Genomic DNA, 19,406 nt, shown 5'->3' with positions numbered 1-19,406 from the left:
GTTATGCTTTAAGTAATTCAGGCATTTCATGATAAGTTCTCCATAAAAGCTCCCCAAACAAGGTGTTCGACCATGCGAACCATGCTCTGGTGAAGTTATTCGGATCATCTTTATGGAAAGATTCATGCATGAAGCCCTTGCCACCATGTGTCTTTTTTAAAGTGTCAATGCAATATTTGATCTCGTCTTTATCTGTTGAAGTTAAAGCACGGATGCTCAAACTCATTGGCCAGATCATATCCTGTCCGGCATGTGGCCCACCGATACCTTCAGCTGCTTTTCCGATGAAGTAGTAAGGGTTGTCTGCAGAAAGCACGAATTTCCGGGTGTTCTGATAAATCGGATCATTTTTATCTACCGCGCCAAGGTATGGCAACGATAATAAGCTTGGCACGTTCGAATCATCCATCATGTAAGCGCCACCGAATCCATCAACTTCAAAGGCATAGATCTTACCATATTTTGGATGCGTAACCACACCATGCTGTTGGATTGCCGTTTCTACTTCTTTCGCTAATGCAAGCAGTTCAGTTGACAACGCATTGTCGTTGTGTAATGCGGTAACCATTTCTGCAGCTTGTTTCAGGGAAACCACCGCGAAGAAGTTTGAAGGGATCAGGAATGGGAAAATCGTTGCATCATCACTCGGTCTGAATGAAGATACGATTAGCCCAACGGGCTTAACCGGGAAGCCATAACCACCCATTGGCAGGGTATCTGTTGGATGTGGTGTCTGACGTTGGAACTTGTAAGGACCTCTGTTTTCTTTTCTTTGTTGCTCTTTGAAGGTCTTGAGAATTGCAGCGATGGACTTCTTCCACTCTACATCAAAAGGCGCTTTATCGCCGGTCTTTTTCCAGTAATGGAAAGCCAGGCGGATTGGGTAGCACAGGGAATCGATCTCCCATTTGCGCTCATGCACACCCGGGCTCATCTGTGTATGATCTGTCTTCCACTCACCCACTTTTTGCGGATCACCGTAGAAGGCATTTGCATAAGGATCTTTCAGAATGCTTTTAGTCTGGTGATTGATTACCCCTGCAATCAGATTCTTCAATGGCTTGTCTTCATTTACAAACTGAAGGTACGGCCAAACCTGCGCAGAACTGTCGCGCAACCACATGGCATCGATATCGCCGGTAATCACGTAGGTATCTGGGCGACCTGCGACCTCTTTGTAGTAAACGGTGGTATCCAGGGTATTTGGGAAGCAGTTCTCAAATAACCAGGTGAGTTCAGGATTTTTAACTTTAGATTGGAAAGTTTTAATTGCTGCGTCTACAGCTTTACTTCTGAAGTGACGTTCTGAAGCTGCAACCCGAACAACCGGGAAGTCTGGTGCTGCTGCGAAAGATACTTTAGATGCTAGTACCCCTGCACCCAGCAAGCCGGTGTTCTTGATAAAATTTCTTCTTCTCATACAGAATGCTTATAAATGGTGGTATATGGTATTAATTATTGGTGGTAAAACGTTTTACCTTTTCCAATAATAGGCAATATAATTTCTATTCACAAAACACGTACACGAAGTACATGTAAAAAAAAAGATACATGTTCACCGCCTTATCTCACAATCAACTGCACCGGAAGAATGGTACGTTCAATGGTCTTTTCTGTTGTTGCGGAAAGTTCCTGAAAGATCTTGCGAATGATTGCATCAGCGATCTCTTCTACAGGTTGTGCAAGTGCTGAAATTTGTGGGGTATGTAGTTTAAAGATGTCTCCATCATCATAAGCGATTACGGAAAGATCTTTATTGATAATTTTGTTGGTATTCTTAATGGCAAGCAGGCCGGAAATAGCCAGGTAGTTGGTTGCAAAGAGCACCGAATCTACATCCGGACGTTGCTTGAACAGCTCCTCCAGCAGCACGATGGTCTGCTCCCGGGTGTTGGCAAATGGGACTTTGAGCACCACTGCGGCGGTATCTTCAATGCCAGCTTCACGAAGGCCAGCGGTAAAGCCATCCTCACGCTCCTGAATCTGTTGGATATCGAGGTCTACCGTAACTAGTGCAGGATGACGCTTCCCTTCGCCAATAAAGTGCTTCACGGCCTGATAACTCGCATCGTAGTTGTCGATCCCGACGTAGTTCACATCCAATTCGGGCAGGTAACGGTCGAACAGCACCACAGGTTTTCCATCAGAGATGATGCTTTCGATATCCTTCTCCGCACCTTGCGCCGGTGCAATGATGTAGGCATCCACCTGTCTTGATTTGAAAAGGTTGATGAGCTCGCGGGTTTTCCCTGCTTGATTTTCTGTACTGGAGTAAATGATTTTATAACCCTTCTTGTAAGCTTTATCCTCTAAAAGGCGTGCAATACCAGCGAAAAAGGGGTTTGAGATGTCCTCTACAATAAGTCCGATGATTTGTGAGTTTCCGGTCCTGAGGCTCCTGGCAATCTGATTGGGCTTGTAGCCATCCGCTTTTACGATCTCTTCAACGCGCTCAATTACGGCTTTGCTGATGTTTCGTTCTACGGCTTTTCCATTCAGGATAAAGGAGACAGTGGTAATGGAGACGTTTGCTTTGGCGGCGATATCTCTTATGGAGAGCACTTTTGTGGACATAAAACAAATCTAAAAAAATAATTGAAAGAATATAACGCATGGGCGGGAACGAAGCGAAGCTGAGTTATGCGGTTAAAAGCTTCGAGTCAAGCGCAGACCAAACGCACAGGACACGCACACAAGACGCACACCAGACGCACACTAGTGTGGGTTTGCTGTGGGTTTGGTCTCTGTCTGGTCTTTGTTTGCTATCTGTTTGCCATCTGTTTGCTATCTGTTTAGTTATGCTTTGAACTGCAATTGTTGCAATAAAAAAAAGCGGCTGTTCATTTTTACATGAACAGCCGCTTAAGCATTGTGTTATTCGAATTAGTAACCTGGGTTTTGTTTCAGGGCACTGTTTAAGTCAATTTGTCTTTGTGGAATAGGATACAAAGCTTTGGTTGGATTTGAAGGCTGGTGATCCCACCATGATGCTGTGGTGAATTTACCAAAGCGGATCAAGTCATCTCTTCTAAATCCTTCGAAGATGAATTCACGACCACGTTCAGCAAGGAACTCATCCATTGTTAGCGTAGCTGGTGTGTATGCTACACCTGGTAAAGCCCAGTCTTCAGCAGTATACGCACGTTTTTTACAAGTATTGATCAAGTCAACTGCTTCCTGTGTTGCAACGCCACCATTTTTGCGCATGACTGCTTCCGCTTTAGCGAAATACACCCATGTTAAACGGTAGATGTTCCAGTCCGTGTTGTTATAGTTCGGGTCTGCGTCAATGCCAGGTCCAGGTTGCTGGTTACCCAGTTTGTATTTATTGAAACGTACACCGCTGTTTTCTTCACCTTCACTCATGTTGGAAACGGTAGAACCAGCTTTAACTTTCTGGATGCTATCCACGAAAACCAATTGCTGGCCATTGTATTCTTCAGAGGCAAGCACAGGGCTTTTACCATCAGAGAATTTAACCATTGGTCCTTGTAATAACCAACCTCTTTTTCTCATGTCATTGTTCGGGTAAGTGGTAAACACACCAGGTACAACCACAATACCGTCGTTACCATTACGACCACCGCCATAGATTTCACGTTGCTGGAAGTGATAGAATTCACTTGGCCATGATGGCTCGAAGTTCGCAACCTTGTAATCGTAAGCGATCGAGAAGATCACCTCTTTAGACAAGTCGTTAGTTGGTTTGAACTGATCGATGATGTTTGGATCCAAAGCCATCGCGCCATTTTGACCACCAGCTTCGTTATTGATCAGCTTATTTGCTGCTGCAATACAATCATCCCAACGTGGGGTACCTGTCCAGGCTTCAGCGTTCAGGTATAGCTCAACCAACATGGCATAAGCACCAGCCTGACTCATACGACCCATCATTGCTCTTGAATGTTTAGGCGCAGCGTTGATGTTTTCAGTGATTTCTTTCTCGATGAAATTGAACACTTCCTGGCGAGATGCCGTTTCAGGCTTCAGAGGCTCACCAACTTTGGTAACGATTGGAATATTTCCAAACAGGTCCATTAGTTTCAGGTAATGGAAAGCACGCAGAAGTTTAAGCTCTGCTACAAAAGAGGCTTTTTTCTCTTCCGTGATACCCATTGCACTAACTTCACGGCTGCTGATGTTTTCGATAGCATCGTTACACAAGCCCATTCCCCAGTACATTAGTGACCAGGCGTTGTTCAATCCACCTTCATCTGTAGTCCAGGTATGGTAATGTAAACGTTTCCATTTACCACCATCTTCACCATGGCGACCTTTAGTAGGCCATGCCAGTTGATCTCCGGAAAGCTCTGCAGCTCTCCACCAGCCATCCTGACCGGAAGGTGTTACCCATGCATTTGCGTGGGTATATGGTCTTAATACTGCTGAAACGACCTCGGTTTCGTTGTTGTAGAAATTATCAGTTAGTAACTGATCGTATGCTTTTTCTTCAAGCTGCTTCTTACAAGAACTTGTAAAGCTCAGTGCAGCGGCAAGGCCTAAGTATATAATTGATTTACTTTTCATTTTTTGATTGCTTAAAATCCAACATTTAATCCAATTAAGAAGGAACGGGTACTTGGATATGCACCACGGCCATCGATACCAGGACCTAAGCCTGTATCTTGTACGAAGTCTGGATCATTTCCAGAGTAACCAGTGATGGTTGCAAGGTTTTGTCCAGATGCATAAATTCTTGCACTTCTAGCCCATTTGGTGTTCAACTTGAAGTTGTATCCCAAGGTAACCTCATCGATTTTAACGTTTGTACCGCTTTCCAAATAGTAGTCTGAGTACATGTAGGTATCATTGATATCTCTGAATTTGCCAAAAGTTTCTCTTAACAAGTTACCGCTCCATGTTTTGTTACCATAGGTAAGTGCAGTAGTATTTAGAATTTGGTAATCAAATTTACCACGAACAAAGATTCTCAAGTCAAATTGCTTGTAAGCAAAGTTGTTGGTCCATGAAGCGTAGTATTTTGGAATCGCGTTACCCAGGTTTTGAAGATCGGTTTGATTAAGATCTTTAGAGTTGTTGATCTGATCATTTCTAACCGCTTCACCATTTCTGTTGTAGAATAACCATTTGCCTTCTTCATTGAAACCTGCAAATTTCTTACCCCAGAACTCACCTACTCTTGATCCTTCATAAGTCGTAATCGCATCACCTAAAGCACCTGCACCGCCAATGCCTCCGAAGGTTTTGTATTTCACATTGAACTGCGCATTTGAGTATGAATCAAGTGTGTTTTTCAATGTACTTGCGGTTACATCCATGTTCCATTTGAAATCTTCATGATCAACTGCTGCATAACTTAATGCAAGTTCGATACCTTTTGAAGAGATCTGACCTACGTTTGCATAGATACTAGATTGTACGAATGGAGGTTGTGGTGTAGTATAAGTATCCAACAAATCTTTGGTTGTACGTTTGAACACATCAATCGAACCAGAAAGTTTGTTGTTAACCACACGGAAGTCTAAACCTAAGTTAAGCTCGCGTTTGGTTTCCCACTTCAAGTTTGGATTCGGGTTTCTGCTTGGACCGTAAGTCTCATAGTAGTTACCATCAGGGAAAAGGTATTTACCACCGCCACCTAAGGTTACCCTTGAAGCATTGTTAGAAAATCCGCTGTTACCAGTGATACCGTAACCAATCCTAAATTTCAAGTAGTTGATGGTTCTGTTATCTTTAAGGAAGCCTTCTTCAGAGATGTTCCATCCTGCAGATACTGCTGGGAAGTTACCCCACTTGTTGTTATCTCCAAATCTGGAAGCACCTTCTCTTCTCATGATGAACTGTAAAAGGTACTTGTTATCTAATGCATAGTTCACACGTCCAAAGAATGCAACAAGACTGTTTGCATTTTTGTAACTGCTCATGCTTGCTTTACCTACACCCAAAGCACTTCCTTGTCCTAGGTTATCCTCATGGAAAAGGTCATTGATGAAGCCACGGTTAGATGCTGAAGATCCTTCGTTGATCTCGTATCTGTAACTGTAACCTGCAACGGCATTAATGCTGTGTCTTTCCTGGATCAGTTTATTGAACTGTAAGGTTGGCTCAACTGCAAATCTTTGGTTCAAATCTGTACCTCTGGAAGCATAAGCGCCACCACGGAAATCAGAGTTCTCCATAGAATCCTCACTGCCTTTGAAGCGGTAAGAACCGTCATTGTTGTTGTTTCTCGTTACCGACCCGAAAACGGAAGCTTTCAAACCTTCAATAATGTCTAAGTCGAACTTAGCATCTGCTGAAGTTGTTTGCTGCTTACGTCTGTTGGTCTCCATGAATAAACGTGCATACTCATTCGTACTGGTTAGGTCGTAACGGTATGTACCATCCGGGTTGAAGTTGCTCAAAGTTGGGTTCTTAGCAGCTTCACTCTCCCATCCACCACCACCAAGCGTATTTGCATTGTTGAAGTTGGATGCAAGGTTAAACTGTGCACTTAAGCGGTCATTGAAACCTTTTTGATTCACATTCAAACGAACCGTATATTCTTTTCTACCGTTCTGCAAAGCAATACCCTGCAGATCTCTGTAGTTTAAACTTGCACGGTAGCTGCTTTTGTCAGTACCACCTGATAGTGATAAGTTATGGTTTTGAGAGAAGTTGTCTTTATTGATCAAAGCATCATAGAAATCGGTTCTATTGCCGAAATCCTGTTGTTTGATGTCTCCTGCGGCAACCCTTGATGCAAATTCGTCAGGGCTCAAGAAGTCAGGTTTATTGTTCAGGTACTCTTTTCTGAAATAAGAGTTGTAGTTGAATTGCGGCGGCCCTGATTTACCTTTTTTCGTGGTGATGATGATTACACCGGCGTTACCACGTGTACCATAAATCGCAGCACCAGAACCATCCTTCAATACGTCGATCGACTCGATGTCGTCTTGTTGTAGAAGATCTGGGTTTGCATCAGGAATACCATCAATTACGAATAAAGGGCTTGAACTACCAGTTACCGTAATGGCACCCCTTAATTGAACAGAAACACCACTATTCGGGTTGGAGCCTCCAGTTCTGGTTAATACCAAACCCGGTACTTTACCCTGGATAAGGTCAAGCGGGTTTCTTGATCCACTTTGACGGAATTCAGAAGCGTCAACGTGGCTCACAGAAGAGGTTACCTCTTTTTTGTCGAGCGTACCATAACCTACTGAAACAACCTCTACAGTTTCCAGATTCGTAGAATTAGGCTTTAAATTAACTGTAATGTTGGTGCGGTTACCTACTGTTACTTCCTGCGTGTCGTATCCGATAAAAGAAAACGTCAATACAGATGTTGTGGCTGGTGCAGAAAGGCTGAAACGTCCATTCGCATCTGTCGCTACGACAGTGCTCGTTCCTTTGACTCTTACACTTACCCCCGGAACTGGCTGACCGGTTTCGTCACGTACAACACCTTGTACCTGAATGTCTGACATTCCTTTTTTACTGCTAAGCATTGTACTGCGCTCAATGTTGATATGAGCAGCAAAAACGCCAGAATAATTGAAGCCCAGACCGAATAATACGCTACCTGCGATTAATACTGGTCCTGGCTTAATAAGTTTGATAAAACTTTTTTTCATACCGTTAATTTATTTGGTTGACCTTTTTATAAACGTTGTTACTCCTGTACTTAAAACCATACTCCGCGTTAAAGTTATCATACAGTAGAGATAAAACGTTTTACTAAGGATAAAGTAGCGAATTTTAAATGTGATCCACAAGAGACACAAAGCTTTTAGTTCGTAACAATTCAATGACAATGCAATTGTCCATCCTGTACCAACATGCTCTTCATATCAACGGACTGTGTTTTCAGTACAAATGCTTCTATAACTGCTGATTATTTCCAGGAAAATACCATATTTGAGCAAAGCTTCCTTTTCACATCTCGTCCGCGCGTAGATTGAAGGTTGTCAGTAAAACTATTTTTTTTGTCTCACGACCACCCGGTTATGTATACACTAAGTGTACTTTTTACATACCCGCAAAGCACCCCATTCCTTAAATATTACCTAACATGAAGAACTTTCTCAAACAAAGCTTATTTGCTGCTACGGTACTGCTAACAGCATCCACCCCTGGCAAAGGCCAAAGCACTGCATATACCAAATATGTGAACACCTTCATCGGCACCGCGCCCTTAACGGATCCTAAGATCCTGGGCTATGAACTGCCCGATGGCTGGCGCTCCTGGGCCGGACTAACCTTCCCCGGAAGCTCCCTGCCAAATGCAATGGTGCAACTCAGCCCCATGACGGAATACGGCTCCGGCGCCGGTTACGAGTATGAAGACAAGGTGATCTACAGCTTCACCCACACCAATAAAGGGCACTGGAACCTGTGTAACATTCCGGTACTTCCGCTTTCCGCCCCAGGAAAAAACCTGGCGACACTCGGCAAAGGCTTTAAGTTTGGCTCCAGCTTCTCGCATACAAAGGAAAGCGCTGCCCCTGGTTTTTATCAGGTTTACCTGGACGACTACAATGTTAATGTTAGCCTTACTTCTACCCTGCGCAGCGGCTACCATAAATATGAATTTAAGGACAATACAGGTCGTCAGATTCTTTTTGATCTCGCGAGAGCGAACAACAGGATTTCCAACTGGAGCATAGAACAGGTTGGTCAGCATGCCGTTCAAGGTTTTCAGCAAACCGGAGAGAAGATCTTTTTCTATGCAGAGCTGAATACGGGCATTGAACGACTGGAGAAGCAGGAAGAGGGTAAGCAGAGCGGCTATGCGATTGTACATTTAGCGAATGGCAGCAGCGGTCCTGTAGAAATGAAGATCGGAATCTCCTTTGTAAGTGCAGCAAATGCAAAGCAGAACCTGGAAGCGGAAATCGGCAACAAGACCTTCAAGCAAATTGTGGCTGAGGGCACAAAGAAGTGGGAAGGACTGCTCTCCAACATCCAGGTGAAGGGTGGCACCGAGAAGCAGAAGCAGATGCTTTATTCTTCACTGTACCGCTCCTTCCTGTGGCCTGCATTGCGTAGCGACGTGAATGGCGAATTTACCGACGCCAAGAAAAACGTGGTGAAAGCAGATTACAACTACTACACAGAACCCTCTTTATGGGACACCTACCGGAATAAGGACGTTTTACTGGGCATGATTAGTCCCAAGGTTACGCTGGATGTTATTAAATCCATGAAAGACGTGGGCGACAAAACAGGTTTTATCCCGACCTTCTTCCATGGCGACCATGGCGCTTCGTCGATTACTGGCGCATACCTGCGTGGCATTGATGGCTTCGACGTTAAAGGCACCTATGAGATACTGCTGAAAAATGCGAATGTATCTGGCGGCGCCCGTCCGCATATCGCAGAATACATACAGAAAGGCTTCATTTCTGATCCTGACATCAAGAATCCGCATGTTGAAACAAAGGCGAGTGCCGGCGTTTCCAAAACGCTTGAATACTCCTATGATGATTATTCTTTGGCGCAGATGGCCAAGAAACTTGGGGACACCGCAAATTACCGCATCCTGATGGCCAGGTCCAATAACTACAAAAACATGTTCGATCCTGGTACCAGGTTCATGCGCGGCCGACTGGCAAATGGCGACTGGATCACTCCTTTTGATCCGCAGTACCCGTACTACGAATACATGTACCGGGAAGCAAATGCGTGGCAGATGTCTTTTTTCGCCCCACACGACATGAAAGGGTTAATTGCACTTTACGGTGGTGAAAAGGGTTTTGAATCGAAACTGGACTCCCTGTTTACCGTGCCATGGAACCCGAAGCACATTGCCAGGAACGTAGAGACGTTCATTGGTCAGTATTGCCACGGTAATCAGCCAGACCACGAAGCACCGTTCTCGTACCATTTCATTGGAAAGCCAGAAAAGTCGCAAAAGATTCTGGACACTATTCTGAATACGCTTTACGGGATTGGCGATGAGGGCCTAGCCCTTAGCGGTATGGATGATGCCGGAGAAATGTCGGCCTGGTATGTGTTTAGTTCGCTTGGCCTATATCCTTTTTCCGCAACCGACCCGGAGTACATTGTTACGGCACCGCTTTTTGACGAAGTAAAATGGCGCAGCAGCAATGGCAAGCTGGTGACCATCAAGAAACCAGGTAAAGGCCGCGCAATCACATCCATTAAAGTGAATGGCAAAGCCATCAAAGGTTATTTCGTGCCACATGAAGTGTTCCTTAACGGCGGCAACATAGAAATTATAACAAAGTAGTCTTGTCAGTTACACATCTCTGAATAGCTATTTAATAAAAAAAGGGCGCCAATTGGCGCCCTTTTTTTATGCTATACCTTAACGGTAAATTATTGTACTGGTTTCTTGATGTCTACCAATTCAACATTAAACACCAATGGTGTAAATGGAGGAATGCCACCTTGCATACCTGCTTCGCCATAGCCTAATCTTGAAGGAATGATGAAAGTTGCTTTTCCACCTTTACCTAGCATTTTCAAGCCTTCATCAAATCCAGGGATTGCTCTACCCAATTGGAAAGGAGCTGGACGATATTCCATACCCGGGTTATCTTTTCTGCCACTCGCTTCTGCGTCAGCTTTGATGTTGGTATCAAAAACATTGATCTTACCATCAGTTTTCTTGTGTGTAAACTGACCAGTGTAGTTAACCATCATGGTATCCGTTGGTAAAGCACGTTGTGCATCACCAGGCGCGGTAATTACATACTGTAAACCAGAAGCAGTGGTTTTAACTTTAAGGTCGTTATCGGCAATGTACTTCTTGATTTTACTTTCTTCAGTTTTCTTACGTGTTGCAACAGATGCCTGGTAGTCTTTTTCGAAGAACTCCTGCGCTTTTTTGAAGAACACACTGTCTGGTTCACCTTTAGGTCTTGCCAGTACTTTTTCAACCTTCACGGTGAATAACATGTAGGTGTCCTTAGTGCCCGGAGGTTTCGGCTGACCAGATCTGGTTGCCATGGTATCCAGGTTTAGTTTGAAAGTTGCGCTATCGCCTTCTCCAAACATGGTAAGAATATCGTTCATATCACCAGCATACATTTTTTCCGCTACAGGGAAGATTTGAGGCTGCTCGGTATCGTAAGTGCTGCTCATGATTGAATCTTTCTCGCTTTTGCGGATGAAGTTCAACTTCACGATATCTCCTACTTTGATTTTTTCTTTACTTTCAGACTTGTGTACAAGATACTGAGTACCTCCCGGCGCATCTTTGTAGTTGTTACATGCACCCAATCCAAGAGCGGCTGCACAAAGAATTACTAAACTTTTTTTCATTAATATAAATTGATTTTTAGAAGTTATGAAGCAATCAAAAGCTTGTTGACTGTAGACTTATGATGCTTCATTTGTTATTTGATTTGGTTAATAAGCTGCACAGGACCATTATCCTGTTTTATATTCTTTTGTAAATAGTTACGCTAATAATTGCTGCTCATAGTCCTTCAGCAAGGATTTAAAGATTTGAACGGTTTCCTCCAGAGGCTTATCCGAAGCGCCACCAGCAGCATTACGGTGCCCACCGCCGTTGAAATACTTCTTACAGATCTCATTTGCAGGGAACTCGCCAGTAGAGCGTAGCGACAGTTTCACGCGGTCTGCACGCTCAATGATGAACGCCGCCAGCTTGATGCCGTTCACAGACAATGCGTAATTCACAATGCCTTCCGTATCACCAGTAACGATGTCGAACTGCTTTAACTCTTCAGCATTTACCGTAATGATCGCGGTGTTAAACTCGCGGATCACTTCCAGCTTGTTGGTCAGGCAATGTCCTAAAAACCGCAAGCGGCTTTCTGTTGCATTGTCATAAACCTGCTGGTGAATTCTCCAGTGCTCTGCACCAAGGTCAATCAGGTCTGCACCAATGCGGTAAACGGTTGAAGTTGCCGATGGAAAACGGAATGAACCGGAGTCTGTCATGATGCCGGTATATAGACAGGTCGCGATGTCCTTAGTCATGGATGCGCCGTCGTTCAGTACGTTCACGATGAAGTCGTACACTAGTTGTGCTGCAGCACAGGCATTGATGTTCCAGTGACGGAAATCATCAAAATCCTCAGGCTCCAGGTGGTGATCAATCATCACTTTGTAGCCATCCGCATTGCGGATCAATTCACCAAGCTCATTAATACGGCTCAGCGTATTAAAGTCGAGGCAAAAGATCAATGCTGCTTCTGCGACATAAACTTCCGCATCCTGCTGATTTTCGGTATAAACAATAACGTCGGAATTGTTAGGCAGCCAGTGTAGAAAGTAAGGATAATCTGTTGGCGTAATCACTTTTACGTGATGACCTTTCTGAATCAGATAGGCGTACAATCCAAGTGAAGAACCCATTGCATCCCCATCAGGTTTATGATGGGTGGTGATGACAATTTTTTGTGGCGTAGCCAATAAATCGGTTAATTCTGAAAGAGATAGCATATTTTAAAGCTGCAAAGCTAATAATTAAATAGGTGAATTGATGTCGATTTATTTTGAAGCTATAATATTTAATGTTTAAAACGTAATTTTGGAAAAAAATACAAAATCCATGAGTACAAACAGAACATTTACAATGATTAAGCCTGATGCAGTAGCAAACGGTCATATCGGTGCGATTATCAACGACATCACCACTGCAGGTTTCAAAATCGTTGCTTTAAAATACACCAAACTTACTGCAGAAAAAGCTGGTGCTTTCTATGAAGTGCACAAAGAACGCCCTTTCTACAATGATTTAGTAGGCTTTATGTCTTCAGGACCAATCGTTGCTGCTATCCTTGAGAAAGATAATGCTGTTGAAGAATTCAGAAAATTGATCGGCGCAACAGATCCTTCAAAAGCTGATGCAGGTACCATCCGTCAGAAATATGCAAAATCAATTGATGCAAATGCTGTTCATGGTTCAGATTCTGACGAAAATGCTGAAATCGAAGGTAACTTCTTTTTTACAGCTGACGAGCGTTTCTAAGCACCCTTTTCAGGTCAAAATACAAAATATAGCACCTCAAAAGGGTGCTTATTTTTTAACCAGCCATTTCTAACACCAAGTACGCATCCAACATCCATAAACTGATGAAAAAAACATATATCGCGCTGGCCTGCTGCCTTGCAGCTTTCTCTGCCACTGCACAAACTAAAAAGCCAGCTCCGAAAAAGCCTGTTGCGAAAGTTGCGGCTAAACCAGCGGCGCCTGTGGTCACCTTAAAGAACACGCTCGACTCCGCGAGTTACAGCTTCGGCAGCTCTATGGGTACAGGTTTAAAGTCGAATGGCATCACCGCACTGAACTATGATCTATTGCTAAAAGGTCTGAAGGATGCTTTTGCAGGTAAAGAGCCTATGCTAGATCGTATGGAAGCACAGGAAGTCATTAATACGCTGTTCATGTCGAAAGGTAAGGCGAAGTTCGCCGCAGCCATCGAAGAAGGCAAAGCCTTTCTGGAGAATAACAAGAAGGTGGATGGCGTAAAAACCACTGCAAGTGGCTTGCAGTACTTCGTGGTTAAAGCGGGCACTGGCCCTAAACCTGGTGCAGATGCGACCGTATTGGTAAACTACAAAGGTCGCTTGTTGAGCGGAAAGCAGTTCGACAGCAATGAAGGTCGCGACCCGATCGAACTCACCGTTAACGGCGTGATTCCTGGTTGGACAGAAGGCTTGCAGCTGATGAATGAAGGTGCTACCTACCGCTTCTTCATCCCTTACGACCTTGCTTATGGCGAGCGTGGCGCTGGTCAGGACATTATGCCTTACAGCACGCTGATCTTTGAAGTAGAGCTGGTGAAGGTTAAATAATACCCTTTAATGGGGAAACCATTTTTATCATGTGTTGTTAGTAGATAAAAACAAACATTATGATGACGAAAAAATATTTCCCCCTAGCCCTCGTAGCGCTCCTTACTACAACATTAGCTAGCTGCTCAGCCATTGAAGGTATCTTCAAAGCTGGTATGTGGGCCGGCGTAATCATGGTTGTTGTAGTTCTTGCCCTGATCATCTGGGTAATCAGTAAAATATTTGGTGGCGGCAGCAGAAATTAAAGAAATACAATCTCTGTGATCACTTCAGAGCCGGCGCGTTCATTTAACTTTTGAATGATGCCGGTTCTGATCATCAAAAGATCATTCTTCACCACCGAAGATTCTATGCGCACAAACAGTTTTTGATGTGCAATATAAATTTGTGTCGTGCGGTTCGCGACAGCCTTCCCCATCACCTCCGGCCATAGTGCCACCACAGAGGTCTCATCCAGCTTACCTTTAAGGCGGTAAACTTTCAGCATTTTCTCGATCCCCTCTTTCAGGGTGATGTCATTCGGCTTACGCATGATTGATGGATCCGTTATCGACGTCGTACAAAGTTATTGGCACATTTATCTTGTTGAAGATGTTAAGCACCCTTTCCTTCCCAGTATCGGTGATGAAGATTTGTCCGAAGTCATGGTGCGATACCATCTCCATCAGCTTGTGCATACGCTTATCGTCTAGTTTATCAAAAATGTCATCCAGTAGCAGCAATGGCTTAAAACCTTTATACTTCTGTAAATAGCTATACTGCGCCAGCTTCAAGGCAATTAGAAACGACTTCTGTTGCCCCTGAGAACCAAACTTCTTTAACGGCATATCGCTGATGGTAAAAAGCAATTCATCTTTATGAATACCGGTGGTCGTGCGCTCTAATGTTTTATCCTTTTCTATAGATTGTATCAACAGGGTTTCAAAAGGCGTGTCATTCAATTGCGATGCATATTCCAGTTGCACCTGTTCCTGCTGGTCGGTCAGGAACTCATAATGCTGATTGAACAATGGAATAAAGTCGAGCATAAACTCCTTACGCTTCTCGAAGATCCGCTTGCCGGAATGGGCAAGTTGCTCATCATAAATCTCCAGCAAAGCCGGATCAAAACGTCTGGTTGCGGCGACCTGCTTTAAGAAGGCATTGCGACTTTGAAGTTGTTTGTTGTAGGTGATCAGCTCGTCGAGGTATTGCGCGTTGGTTTGCGAAATCACGTTGTCCATAAAGCGGCGGCGTTCTTCGCTGCCCTCCATGATGATGCTGGAATCGTAAGGTGAAATCATCACCAGCGGAAACAAGCCAATGTGGTCTGCCAGCTTATCATACTCCTTTTTGTTCCGCTTAAACTGCTTCTTCTGGTTCCGCTTTACCCCACAACTGATCTTTTCATTCTTATCCTTCAGGTCAAAATCACCCTGAATCATAAACAAGTCCTGACCGGTTTTAATCTGCTGGGTATCTATCGGGTTGAAGTAGCTTTTACAAAGACAGAGGTAATGTATGGCATCAAGCAGGTTGGTTTTCCCCGCACCGTTATTACCAACAAATGCATTTACAGTCCTGGAAAAAGCAACAGCAGCATCCGCATAATTTTTGAAGTTCAGGAGGGTAATGTTTTTTAACCACATATTAAGCTTCAAAGTTACCAATAAGATTCTATTGCGCTTCTTAATTTCTAAATATGCTTTTGCCGCATTAAAAGGATAGTTTTAAAAACTTTTTTGTGGACAGTTCAGTTTCAGAAGGTTAAAGTTTGTGTAAATACCGCAAAAGGGTTGATACTTTAATCGAAAAATGTATTTTTGCAATCCTTAATTTTTTATAAAAAGAAATGTCTACAACACAAAACGAAATAAATCCTCAAGTTAAAAAGGGATCATTTTTAATTGAAAATTCTAAAAGCTTGTTGTTCATTGCTGGTGCGGTAGTCGTATTAATCGCGATCTACATCTGGTATCAGAATGTATACTTAAAAAACAGAGCAGAAGAAGCTTCTGCAAAAATGTACAAAGCAGAACAGTACATCGGTGTAGATTCATTAGCAAACAAAGCCATCAAAGGTGATTCAGGATACCCTGGATTTGAGAAGATTGCTGATGAGTATGAAAACACAAAATCTGCAAACCTTGCTAACCTTTACCTTGGTGGTATTTATTTACGCAAAGGGGAGTACAAAAAAGCAACTGAAGCTTTGGGTAAATATTCAGAAACCGGCAGTCCGGTAGCTGATCCATTGGCTTTAGGCCTATTAGGCGACGCTTACAGCGAGTTGAAAGACTACAAACAAGCTGCTACCTACTACAAAAAAGCAGCTGATAAAACAGGTAACAACTTCACTTCTCCAATGTTCCTTAAAAAGCTTGGATTAGTACAGGAGCAATTGAAAGATTTCAAAGCTGCTGAAGATGCTTACACTAAAATCAAAACTGAATATCCTGCAAGCGAAGAAGCATCAATGATCGATTCTTACATCGCTCGTGCTCATGCGCAAGTAAAATAGTTGCAGATAACCCACAATATTGAAGGTTAGCATGAAGATGCTAGCCTTTTTTTATAGGCAATACCTATCTTTATCCCATGGCTACACAATTAAAAAACCTGTCAGACTTCTCTCATACTACTGTGCCTGATGCCAGTCCATACAAATTTGCCATTGCTGTTGCAGAATGGAACGCTGAAATCACCGGCAGCCTGTACAATGGCGCACTGGAAAAACTTCTTGCCTATGGCGCCAAAGAAGACAACATTCTTTCTGTTGCTGTACCCGGAAGTTTTGAGCTTAGTGGTGCTGCAGAGATCCTGCTGAACAAACATCCTGAACTGGATGCTGTCATTTGCCTGGGCTGTGTAATTCAGGGTGAAACCCGTCACTTCGATTTCATCTGCGATGCCGTTGCAAATGGTGTTACACAAGTTGGCATAAAACATGCTAAACCTGTAATCTTTGGGGTACTCACCACAGATGACCAGCAGCAAGCAATTGACCGTGCCGGTGGCAAGCATGGCAACAAAGGCGATGAAGCCGCTATCACCGCCATCAAAATGGCTCACATGGCTGCTACACTTTAAAAGATCCCCCTAATTAATAGAAATCCATTAATCCACCTCTTATGAAAAAAATTGCTTTACTCCTGCTTGGCGTATTTTTTGCAACCGTGATGTTACAAGCCTGCTCAGACAAGATCTGTCCAGCTTACAGTTCCTACCGGGAAGGCAAAAAAAGAAGAGCATAACGCACTTCCATTTTAATTTAAACACGTTTATAAATGCAGTGGAATATAATCACAGATATCGCTCAAGTCAACGATATCAAATCGAAGGAAGGCTATAGCCTTATTTTTAAACACAGTACCCGTTGTCCGGTTAGTTCAATGGCAAAGCGGAGATTTGAAATGGACTGGGATGTTATCCCTTCAGATGTTTCACTCCACTTCCTGGACCTGATTGCCTACCGCAATGTTTCCTCGCATATCGCGGAAACGTTTGAGGTGCATCATGAGTCCCCTCAGATCTTACTGATCAAAAATGGCGACTGCATCCTGGATGCCTCCCATGGAGACATCTCTGCGGATGAAGTTGCTGAAGTGATTAATAATTAAAAGAAACCGTTTTCGTAATGTCCGGATGTATACTATATGCAACAGGACATGTATGTGCCGACCGCTCGATGATGGTTTTCACCTTATCTGAGTAGTCGTTCGCTGGGAAGTTGAACTCCACGACAATCTCCGACACTCTTCTTGGCCCTTCTTTAGCCATGATCTTCGTGATTTCACAGGTCGTACCATCAATGTTAAAACCATGTTCATTTGCGGCAATGCCGATGATGGTCAACATGCAGTTACCCAAAGAAGTCGCCAGCAGGTCTGTTGGTGAGAATGCCTCACCCTTCCCCTTATTGTCCACAGGCGCATCCGTAATGATCTCGGTGCCCGACTGCAGATGAACTGATGTGGTTCTTAAACCACCGTTATACGTAATTTTTGAAGTTGCCATTGGATACTTTTTTTGCTGGCAAGTTAGCATTCCTGGGGTATTAAACAAACCCTTAAACATTGATGTCTGTTCAATGCGGCCCCATAATGAGCGGCATTAAAACAGACATCAAATGAATTTAAAATAGCATGTTTAGCGCTGGAACATCTTAGTGTATAGATTGAATGGTCGCTACACGCACATCCTTAAGCAACTTCGTTTTACCACTTACTACTTTAAGACTGCTTATGTTTTCATCAGGAAAGAATACATCCGTCATCACCGACAACCCTTCATCAGCGAAGAGTTCAACAGATGCCGCATCTGCAAACAAACACAGCTTAATTTCTTTACTCGTACTGATCCTTGGCGCAGTATGTTTTTTAGCAAAGCCAGCCTCAAAGTCCGACTTACCAGCCTTTGTTCTATCAATGTAGTATGTCCGTGTTTGACTGTCATAACCAACCATAAGCTCCTGTCCAAGTTTATTATGCAGCAGGATATGAAAGTCATTGCTCGCATCTAAGCTCATATCCAATCTAAACTGACCATTAGCATCCTTAATCTGATTACTTAGGTCAACCTCCTTCTTAAGCGCTAAAGAAGCTTTTTTATAGCCAACCTTCTGGATGGCTTCCAGCTCTTTTACGGGTTTTGAGACCAGATACCGTTCGCCATTAACTTCTGTAATGTCAAGATCCCTTGGAATTGTTGCAGCACCTCTCCAGCCTTTGGTCGGCACAACATTGGCATACTGCCAATTATTCATCCAGCCGATGAACACCTTACGTTCACCTGTATTAGCCCAGGTTACACCAGCGTAATTATCTGTACCGTAGTCAATGAACTTCGTCTTTTCCACTTCAGGAATAAAGGTTTTACCATCGAAAGATCCCGTGAAATATTGCGTTGCAGAACCACCATTTGGCCCACCCGGATTGATACTCACCAGCAGCACCCACACCTGCTTGCCCTTGTGCATGATTGGAAATAAATCCGGACATTCCCACACGCCACCATGTGCACCGATCGTTGCACCAAATTCACTCTCTTTATCCCATGTTTTTAAGTCCGCTGAACTGTAGAAAGTGATCCTGTCTTTAGTCGCCAGGGTCATGATCCACTTCTGCTGTGGCTCGTACCAAATCACCTTTGGATCACGGAAATCCACAATACCTGGGTTTTTCAACACCGGATTTCCCTCGTACTTAGTCCAGGTTTCACCATCATCCAAACTGTAGGCAAGACTCTGCGTCTGATAGTTCGTCGCTTTCTCATGTTCCAGCTTCGCATTATGGTGAGTGAATATTGCAACCAGCGCTGTTTGTCCAGGCTTTGCAAAACCAGCAGTATTTTTCACATCTACCACGGCACTGCCAGAGAAGATGTACCCAAGACTATCAGGAAACAATGCCGTAGGCTTGTGTTCCCATTTCACAAGATCCTTGCTCACGGCATGTCCCCAGTGCATAGGCCCCCATGTCGTTCCATCAGGGTAATACTGATAAAAGAAGTGATAAACCCCTTTATGGTACACCATGCCGTTTGGATCATTCATCCAGTTGGCCGGTGGTGAAAAATGGTATTGTGGTCGATGCTGTTCTTTGAAGGTCTGCTGCGCAAAGGAGGTATTCACACTTAATGCCAGACAGATAAGTACGATAAGGCTTTTAAGATTTCTCATATTCATATTT

Annotated in this window: 18 protein-coding genes; 8 read left to right on the top strand and 10 right to left on the bottom strand. The window is 43.6% G+C overall.

The annotated features are described in order from the left end of the window. Nucleotide 1: 1 nt before the first annotated feature. The 4 genes from IEW69_RS06995 to IEW69_RS06980 form a co-directional block, all read right to left on the bottom strand. A complete protein-coding gene (locus IEW69_RS06995; protein ID WP_188626130.1) occupies nucleotides 2-1,420 on the bottom strand; it encodes a glycoside hydrolase family 125 protein in 1,419 nt (472 codons plus the stop codon). A gap of 143 nt (nucleotides 1,421-1,563) precedes the next feature. Continuing rightward, nucleotides 1,564-2,574, bottom strand: a complete 1,011-nt coding sequence (locus IEW69_RS06990) for a LacI family DNA-binding transcriptional regulator (protein WP_188626129.1) — start codon at nucleotides 2,572-2,574, stop codon at nucleotides 1,564-1,566. Between the two features lie 309 nt (nucleotides 2,575-2,883). Continuing rightward, on the bottom strand, nucleotides 2,884-4,527 hold the full coding sequence (locus IEW69_RS06985; protein ID WP_188626128.1) for a RagB/SusD family nutrient uptake outer membrane protein: 1,644 nt from the start codon (nucleotides 4,525-4,527) through the stop codon (nucleotides 2,884-2,886). A gap of 11 nt (nucleotides 4,528-4,538) precedes the next feature. Then, on the bottom strand, nucleotides 4,539-7,577 hold the full coding sequence (locus tag IEW69_RS06980; protein ID WP_188626127.1) for a SusC/RagA family TonB-linked outer membrane protein: 3,039 nt from the start codon (nucleotides 7,575-7,577) through the stop codon (nucleotides 4,539-4,541). Between the two features lie 437 nt (nucleotides 7,578-8,014). On the opposite strand from IEW69_RS06980, the gene IEW69_RS06975 reads away from it, so the two are divergent. Further along, a complete protein-coding gene (locus tag IEW69_RS06975; protein ID WP_188626126.1) occupies nucleotides 8,015-10,195 on the top strand; it encodes a GH92 family glycosyl hydrolase in 2,181 nt (726 codons plus the stop codon). A gap of 89 nt (nucleotides 10,196-10,284) precedes the next feature. Here IEW69_RS06975 and IEW69_RS06970 read toward each other — a convergent pair whose 3' ends face one another. Then, nucleotides 10,285-11,232, bottom strand: coding sequence for an FKBP-type peptidyl-prolyl cis-trans isomerase (locus tag IEW69_RS06970; RefSeq protein WP_188626125.1), 948 nt, complete (start codon nucleotides 11,230-11,232; stop codon nucleotides 10,285-10,287). Between the two features lie 138 nt (nucleotides 11,233-11,370). Further along, complete coding sequence (locus IEW69_RS06965; protein ID WP_188626124.1) at nucleotides 11,371-12,381, bottom strand: DHH family phosphoesterase; 1,011 nt, start codon at nucleotides 12,379-12,381, stop codon at nucleotides 11,371-11,373. A gap of 109 nt (nucleotides 12,382-12,490) precedes the next feature. Between IEW69_RS06965 and IEW69_RS06960 the strand changes: the two genes are divergently transcribed. From IEW69_RS06960 to IEW69_RS06950, 3 genes are all read left to right on the top strand, one after another. Next, nucleotides 12,491-12,910, top strand: a complete 420-nt coding sequence (locus IEW69_RS06960) for a nucleoside-diphosphate kinase (protein ID WP_188626123.1) — start codon at nucleotides 12,491-12,493, stop codon at nucleotides 12,908-12,910. Nucleotides 12,911-13,014: 104 nt separating this feature from the next. After that, entirely contained in the window at nucleotides 13,015-13,737 is a 723-nt protein-coding gene (locus IEW69_RS06955) for an FKBP-type peptidyl-prolyl cis-trans isomerase (RefSeq protein WP_188626122.1), read from the top strand. A 59-nt stretch (nucleotides 13,738-13,796) separates the two neighbouring features. Next, nucleotides 13,797-13,982 carry a hypothetical protein gene (locus tag IEW69_RS06950; protein WP_229663545.1) on the top strand — a complete coding sequence of 62 codons (186 nt, stop codon included), beginning with the start codon at nucleotides 13,797-13,799 and terminating at the stop codon, nucleotides 13,980-13,982. Here the strand turns inward: IEW69_RS06950 and IEW69_RS06945 are convergent. After that, nucleotides 13,979-14,269 (bottom strand): DciA family protein, encoded by a 291-nt coding sequence (locus IEW69_RS06945; protein ID WP_188626121.1) that lies wholly within the window; start codon nucleotides 14,267-14,269, stop codon nucleotides 13,979-13,981. The genes IEW69_RS06950 and IEW69_RS06945 overlap by 4 nt on opposite strands. Continuing rightward, nucleotides 14,262-15,365, bottom strand: coding sequence for a DNA replication/repair protein RecF (gene recF, locus IEW69_RS06940; RefSeq protein WP_188626120.1), 1,104 nt, complete (start codon nucleotides 15,363-15,365; stop codon nucleotides 14,262-14,264). The genes IEW69_RS06945 and recF overlap by 8 nt, the downstream gene beginning before the upstream one ends. A 203-nt stretch (nucleotides 15,366-15,568) precedes the next feature. On the opposite strand from recF, the gene IEW69_RS06935 reads away from it, so the two are divergent. The 4 genes from IEW69_RS06935 (at nucleotide 15,569) to ytxJ (ending at nucleotide 17,336) form a co-directional block, all read left to right on the top strand. Next, entirely contained in the window at nucleotides 15,569-16,237 is a 669-nt protein-coding gene (locus IEW69_RS06935; protein WP_188626119.1) for a tetratricopeptide repeat protein, read from the top strand. Between the two features lie 77 nt (nucleotides 16,238-16,314). Next, nucleotides 16,315-16,806 (top strand): 6,7-dimethyl-8-ribityllumazine synthase, encoded by a 492-nt coding sequence (ribH, locus tag IEW69_RS06930; RefSeq protein ID WP_188626118.1) that lies wholly within the window; start codon nucleotides 16,315-16,317, stop codon nucleotides 16,804-16,806. Between the two features lie 41 nt (nucleotides 16,807-16,847). After that, the gene (locus IEW69_RS16970; RefSeq protein ID WP_262890746.1) at nucleotides 16,848-16,970 is read left to right on the top strand and encodes a hypothetical protein; all 123 of its coding nucleotides are present in this window, start codon (nucleotides 16,848-16,850) and stop codon (nucleotides 16,968-16,970) included. A gap of 33 nt (nucleotides 16,971-17,003) precedes the next feature. Further along, nucleotides 17,004-17,336, top strand: a complete 333-nt coding sequence (ytxJ, locus tag IEW69_RS06925) for a bacillithiol system redox-active protein YtxJ (RefSeq protein WP_188626117.1) — start codon at nucleotides 17,004-17,006, stop codon at nucleotides 17,334-17,336. Here ytxJ and IEW69_RS06920 read toward each other — a convergent pair. Continuing rightward, entirely contained in the window at nucleotides 17,326-17,733 is a 408-nt protein-coding gene (locus IEW69_RS06920; protein WP_188626116.1) for an OsmC family protein, read from the bottom strand. The genes ytxJ and IEW69_RS06920 overlap by 11 nt on opposite strands. 148 nt (nucleotides 17,734-17,881) lie before the next feature. Continuing rightward, nucleotides 17,882-19,396 (bottom strand): glycoside hydrolase family 32 protein, encoded by a 1,515-nt coding sequence (locus tag IEW69_RS06915; protein ID WP_188626115.1) that lies wholly within the window; start codon nucleotides 19,394-19,396, stop codon nucleotides 17,882-17,884. Nucleotides 19,397-19,406: the final 10 nt, after the last annotated feature.

Source organism: Pedobacter quisquiliarum (assembly GCF_014642175.1).
GTDB lineage: Bacteria > Bacteroidota > Bacteroidia > Sphingobacteriales > Sphingobacteriaceae > Pedobacter > Pedobacter quisquiliarum.
The sequence above is the reverse complement of the archived record's forward strand: the minus strand, read 5'-3'. Positions and strand labels throughout refer to the sequence as shown.

What these genes read in the sequence shown, in the direction of transcription:
- IEW69_RS06995 (WP_188626130.1), bottom strand. Translation starts at nt 1,420, where the DNA reads ATGAGAAGAAGAAATTTTATCAAGAACACCGGCTTGCTGGGTGCAGGG.
- IEW69_RS06980 (WP_188626127.1), bottom strand. Translation starts at nt 7,577, where the DNA reads ATGAAAAAAAGTTTTATCAAACTTATTAAGCCAGGACCAGTATTAATC.
- IEW69_RS06970 (WP_188626125.1), bottom strand. Translation starts at nt 11,232, where the DNA reads ATGAAAAAAAGTTTAGTAATTCTTTGTGCAGCCGCTCTTGGATTGGGT.
- IEW69_RS06950 (WP_229663545.1), top strand. Translation starts at nt 13,797, where the DNA reads ATGATGACGAAAAAATATTTCCCCCTAGCCCTCGTAGCGCTCCTTACT.
- ribH (WP_188626118.1), top strand. Translation starts at nt 16,315, where the DNA reads ATGGCTACACAATTAAAAAACCTGTCAGACTTCTCTCATACTACTGTG.
- IEW69_RS06960 (WP_188626123.1), top strand. Translation starts at nt 12,491, where the DNA reads ATGAGTACAAACAGAACATTTACAATGATTAAGCCTGATGCAGTAGCA.
- IEW69_RS16970 (WP_262890746.1), top strand. Translation starts at nt 16,848, where the DNA reads ATGAAAAAAATTGCTTTACTCCTGCTTGGCGTATTTTTTGCAACCGTG.
- IEW69_RS06935 (WP_188626119.1), top strand. Translation starts at nt 15,569, where the DNA reads ATGTCTACAACACAAAACGAAATAAATCCTCAAGTTAAAAAGGGATCA.
- recF (WP_188626120.1), bottom strand. Translation starts at nt 15,365, where the DNA reads ATGTGGTTAAAAAACATTACCCTCCTGAACTTCAAAAATTATGCGGAT.
- IEW69_RS06975 (WP_188626126.1), top strand. Translation starts at nt 8,015, where the DNA reads ATGAAGAACTTTCTCAAACAAAGCTTATTTGCTGCTACGGTACTGCTA.
- IEW69_RS06920 (WP_188626116.1), bottom strand. Translation starts at nt 17,733, where the DNA reads ATGGCAACTTCAAAAATTACGTATAACGGTGGTTTAAGAACCACATCA.
- ytxJ (WP_188626117.1), top strand. Translation starts at nt 17,004, where the DNA reads ATGCAGTGGAATATAATCACAGATATCGCTCAAGTCAACGATATCAAA.
- IEW69_RS06955 (WP_188626122.1), top strand. Translation starts at nt 13,015, where the DNA reads ATGAAAAAAACATATATCGCGCTGGCCTGCTGCCTTGCAGCTTTCTCT.
- IEW69_RS06915 (WP_188626115.1), bottom strand. Translation starts at nt 19,396, where the DNA reads ATGAGAAATCTTAAAAGCCTTATCGTACTTATCTGTCTGGCATTAAGT.
- IEW69_RS06945 (WP_188626121.1), bottom strand. Translation starts at nt 14,269, where the DNA reads ATGCGTAAGCCGAATGACATCACCCTGAAAGAGGGGATCGAGAAAATG.
- IEW69_RS06990 (WP_188626129.1), bottom strand. Translation starts at nt 2,574, where the DNA reads ATGTCCACAAAAGTGCTCTCCATAAGAGATATCGCCGCCAAAGCAAAC.
- IEW69_RS06985 (WP_188626128.1), bottom strand. Translation starts at nt 4,527, where the DNA reads ATGAAAAGTAAATCAATTATATACTTAGGCCTTGCCGCTGCACTGAGC.
- IEW69_RS06965 (WP_188626124.1), bottom strand. Translation starts at nt 12,381, where the DNA reads ATGCTATCTCTTTCAGAATTAACCGATTTATTGGCTACGCCACAAAAA.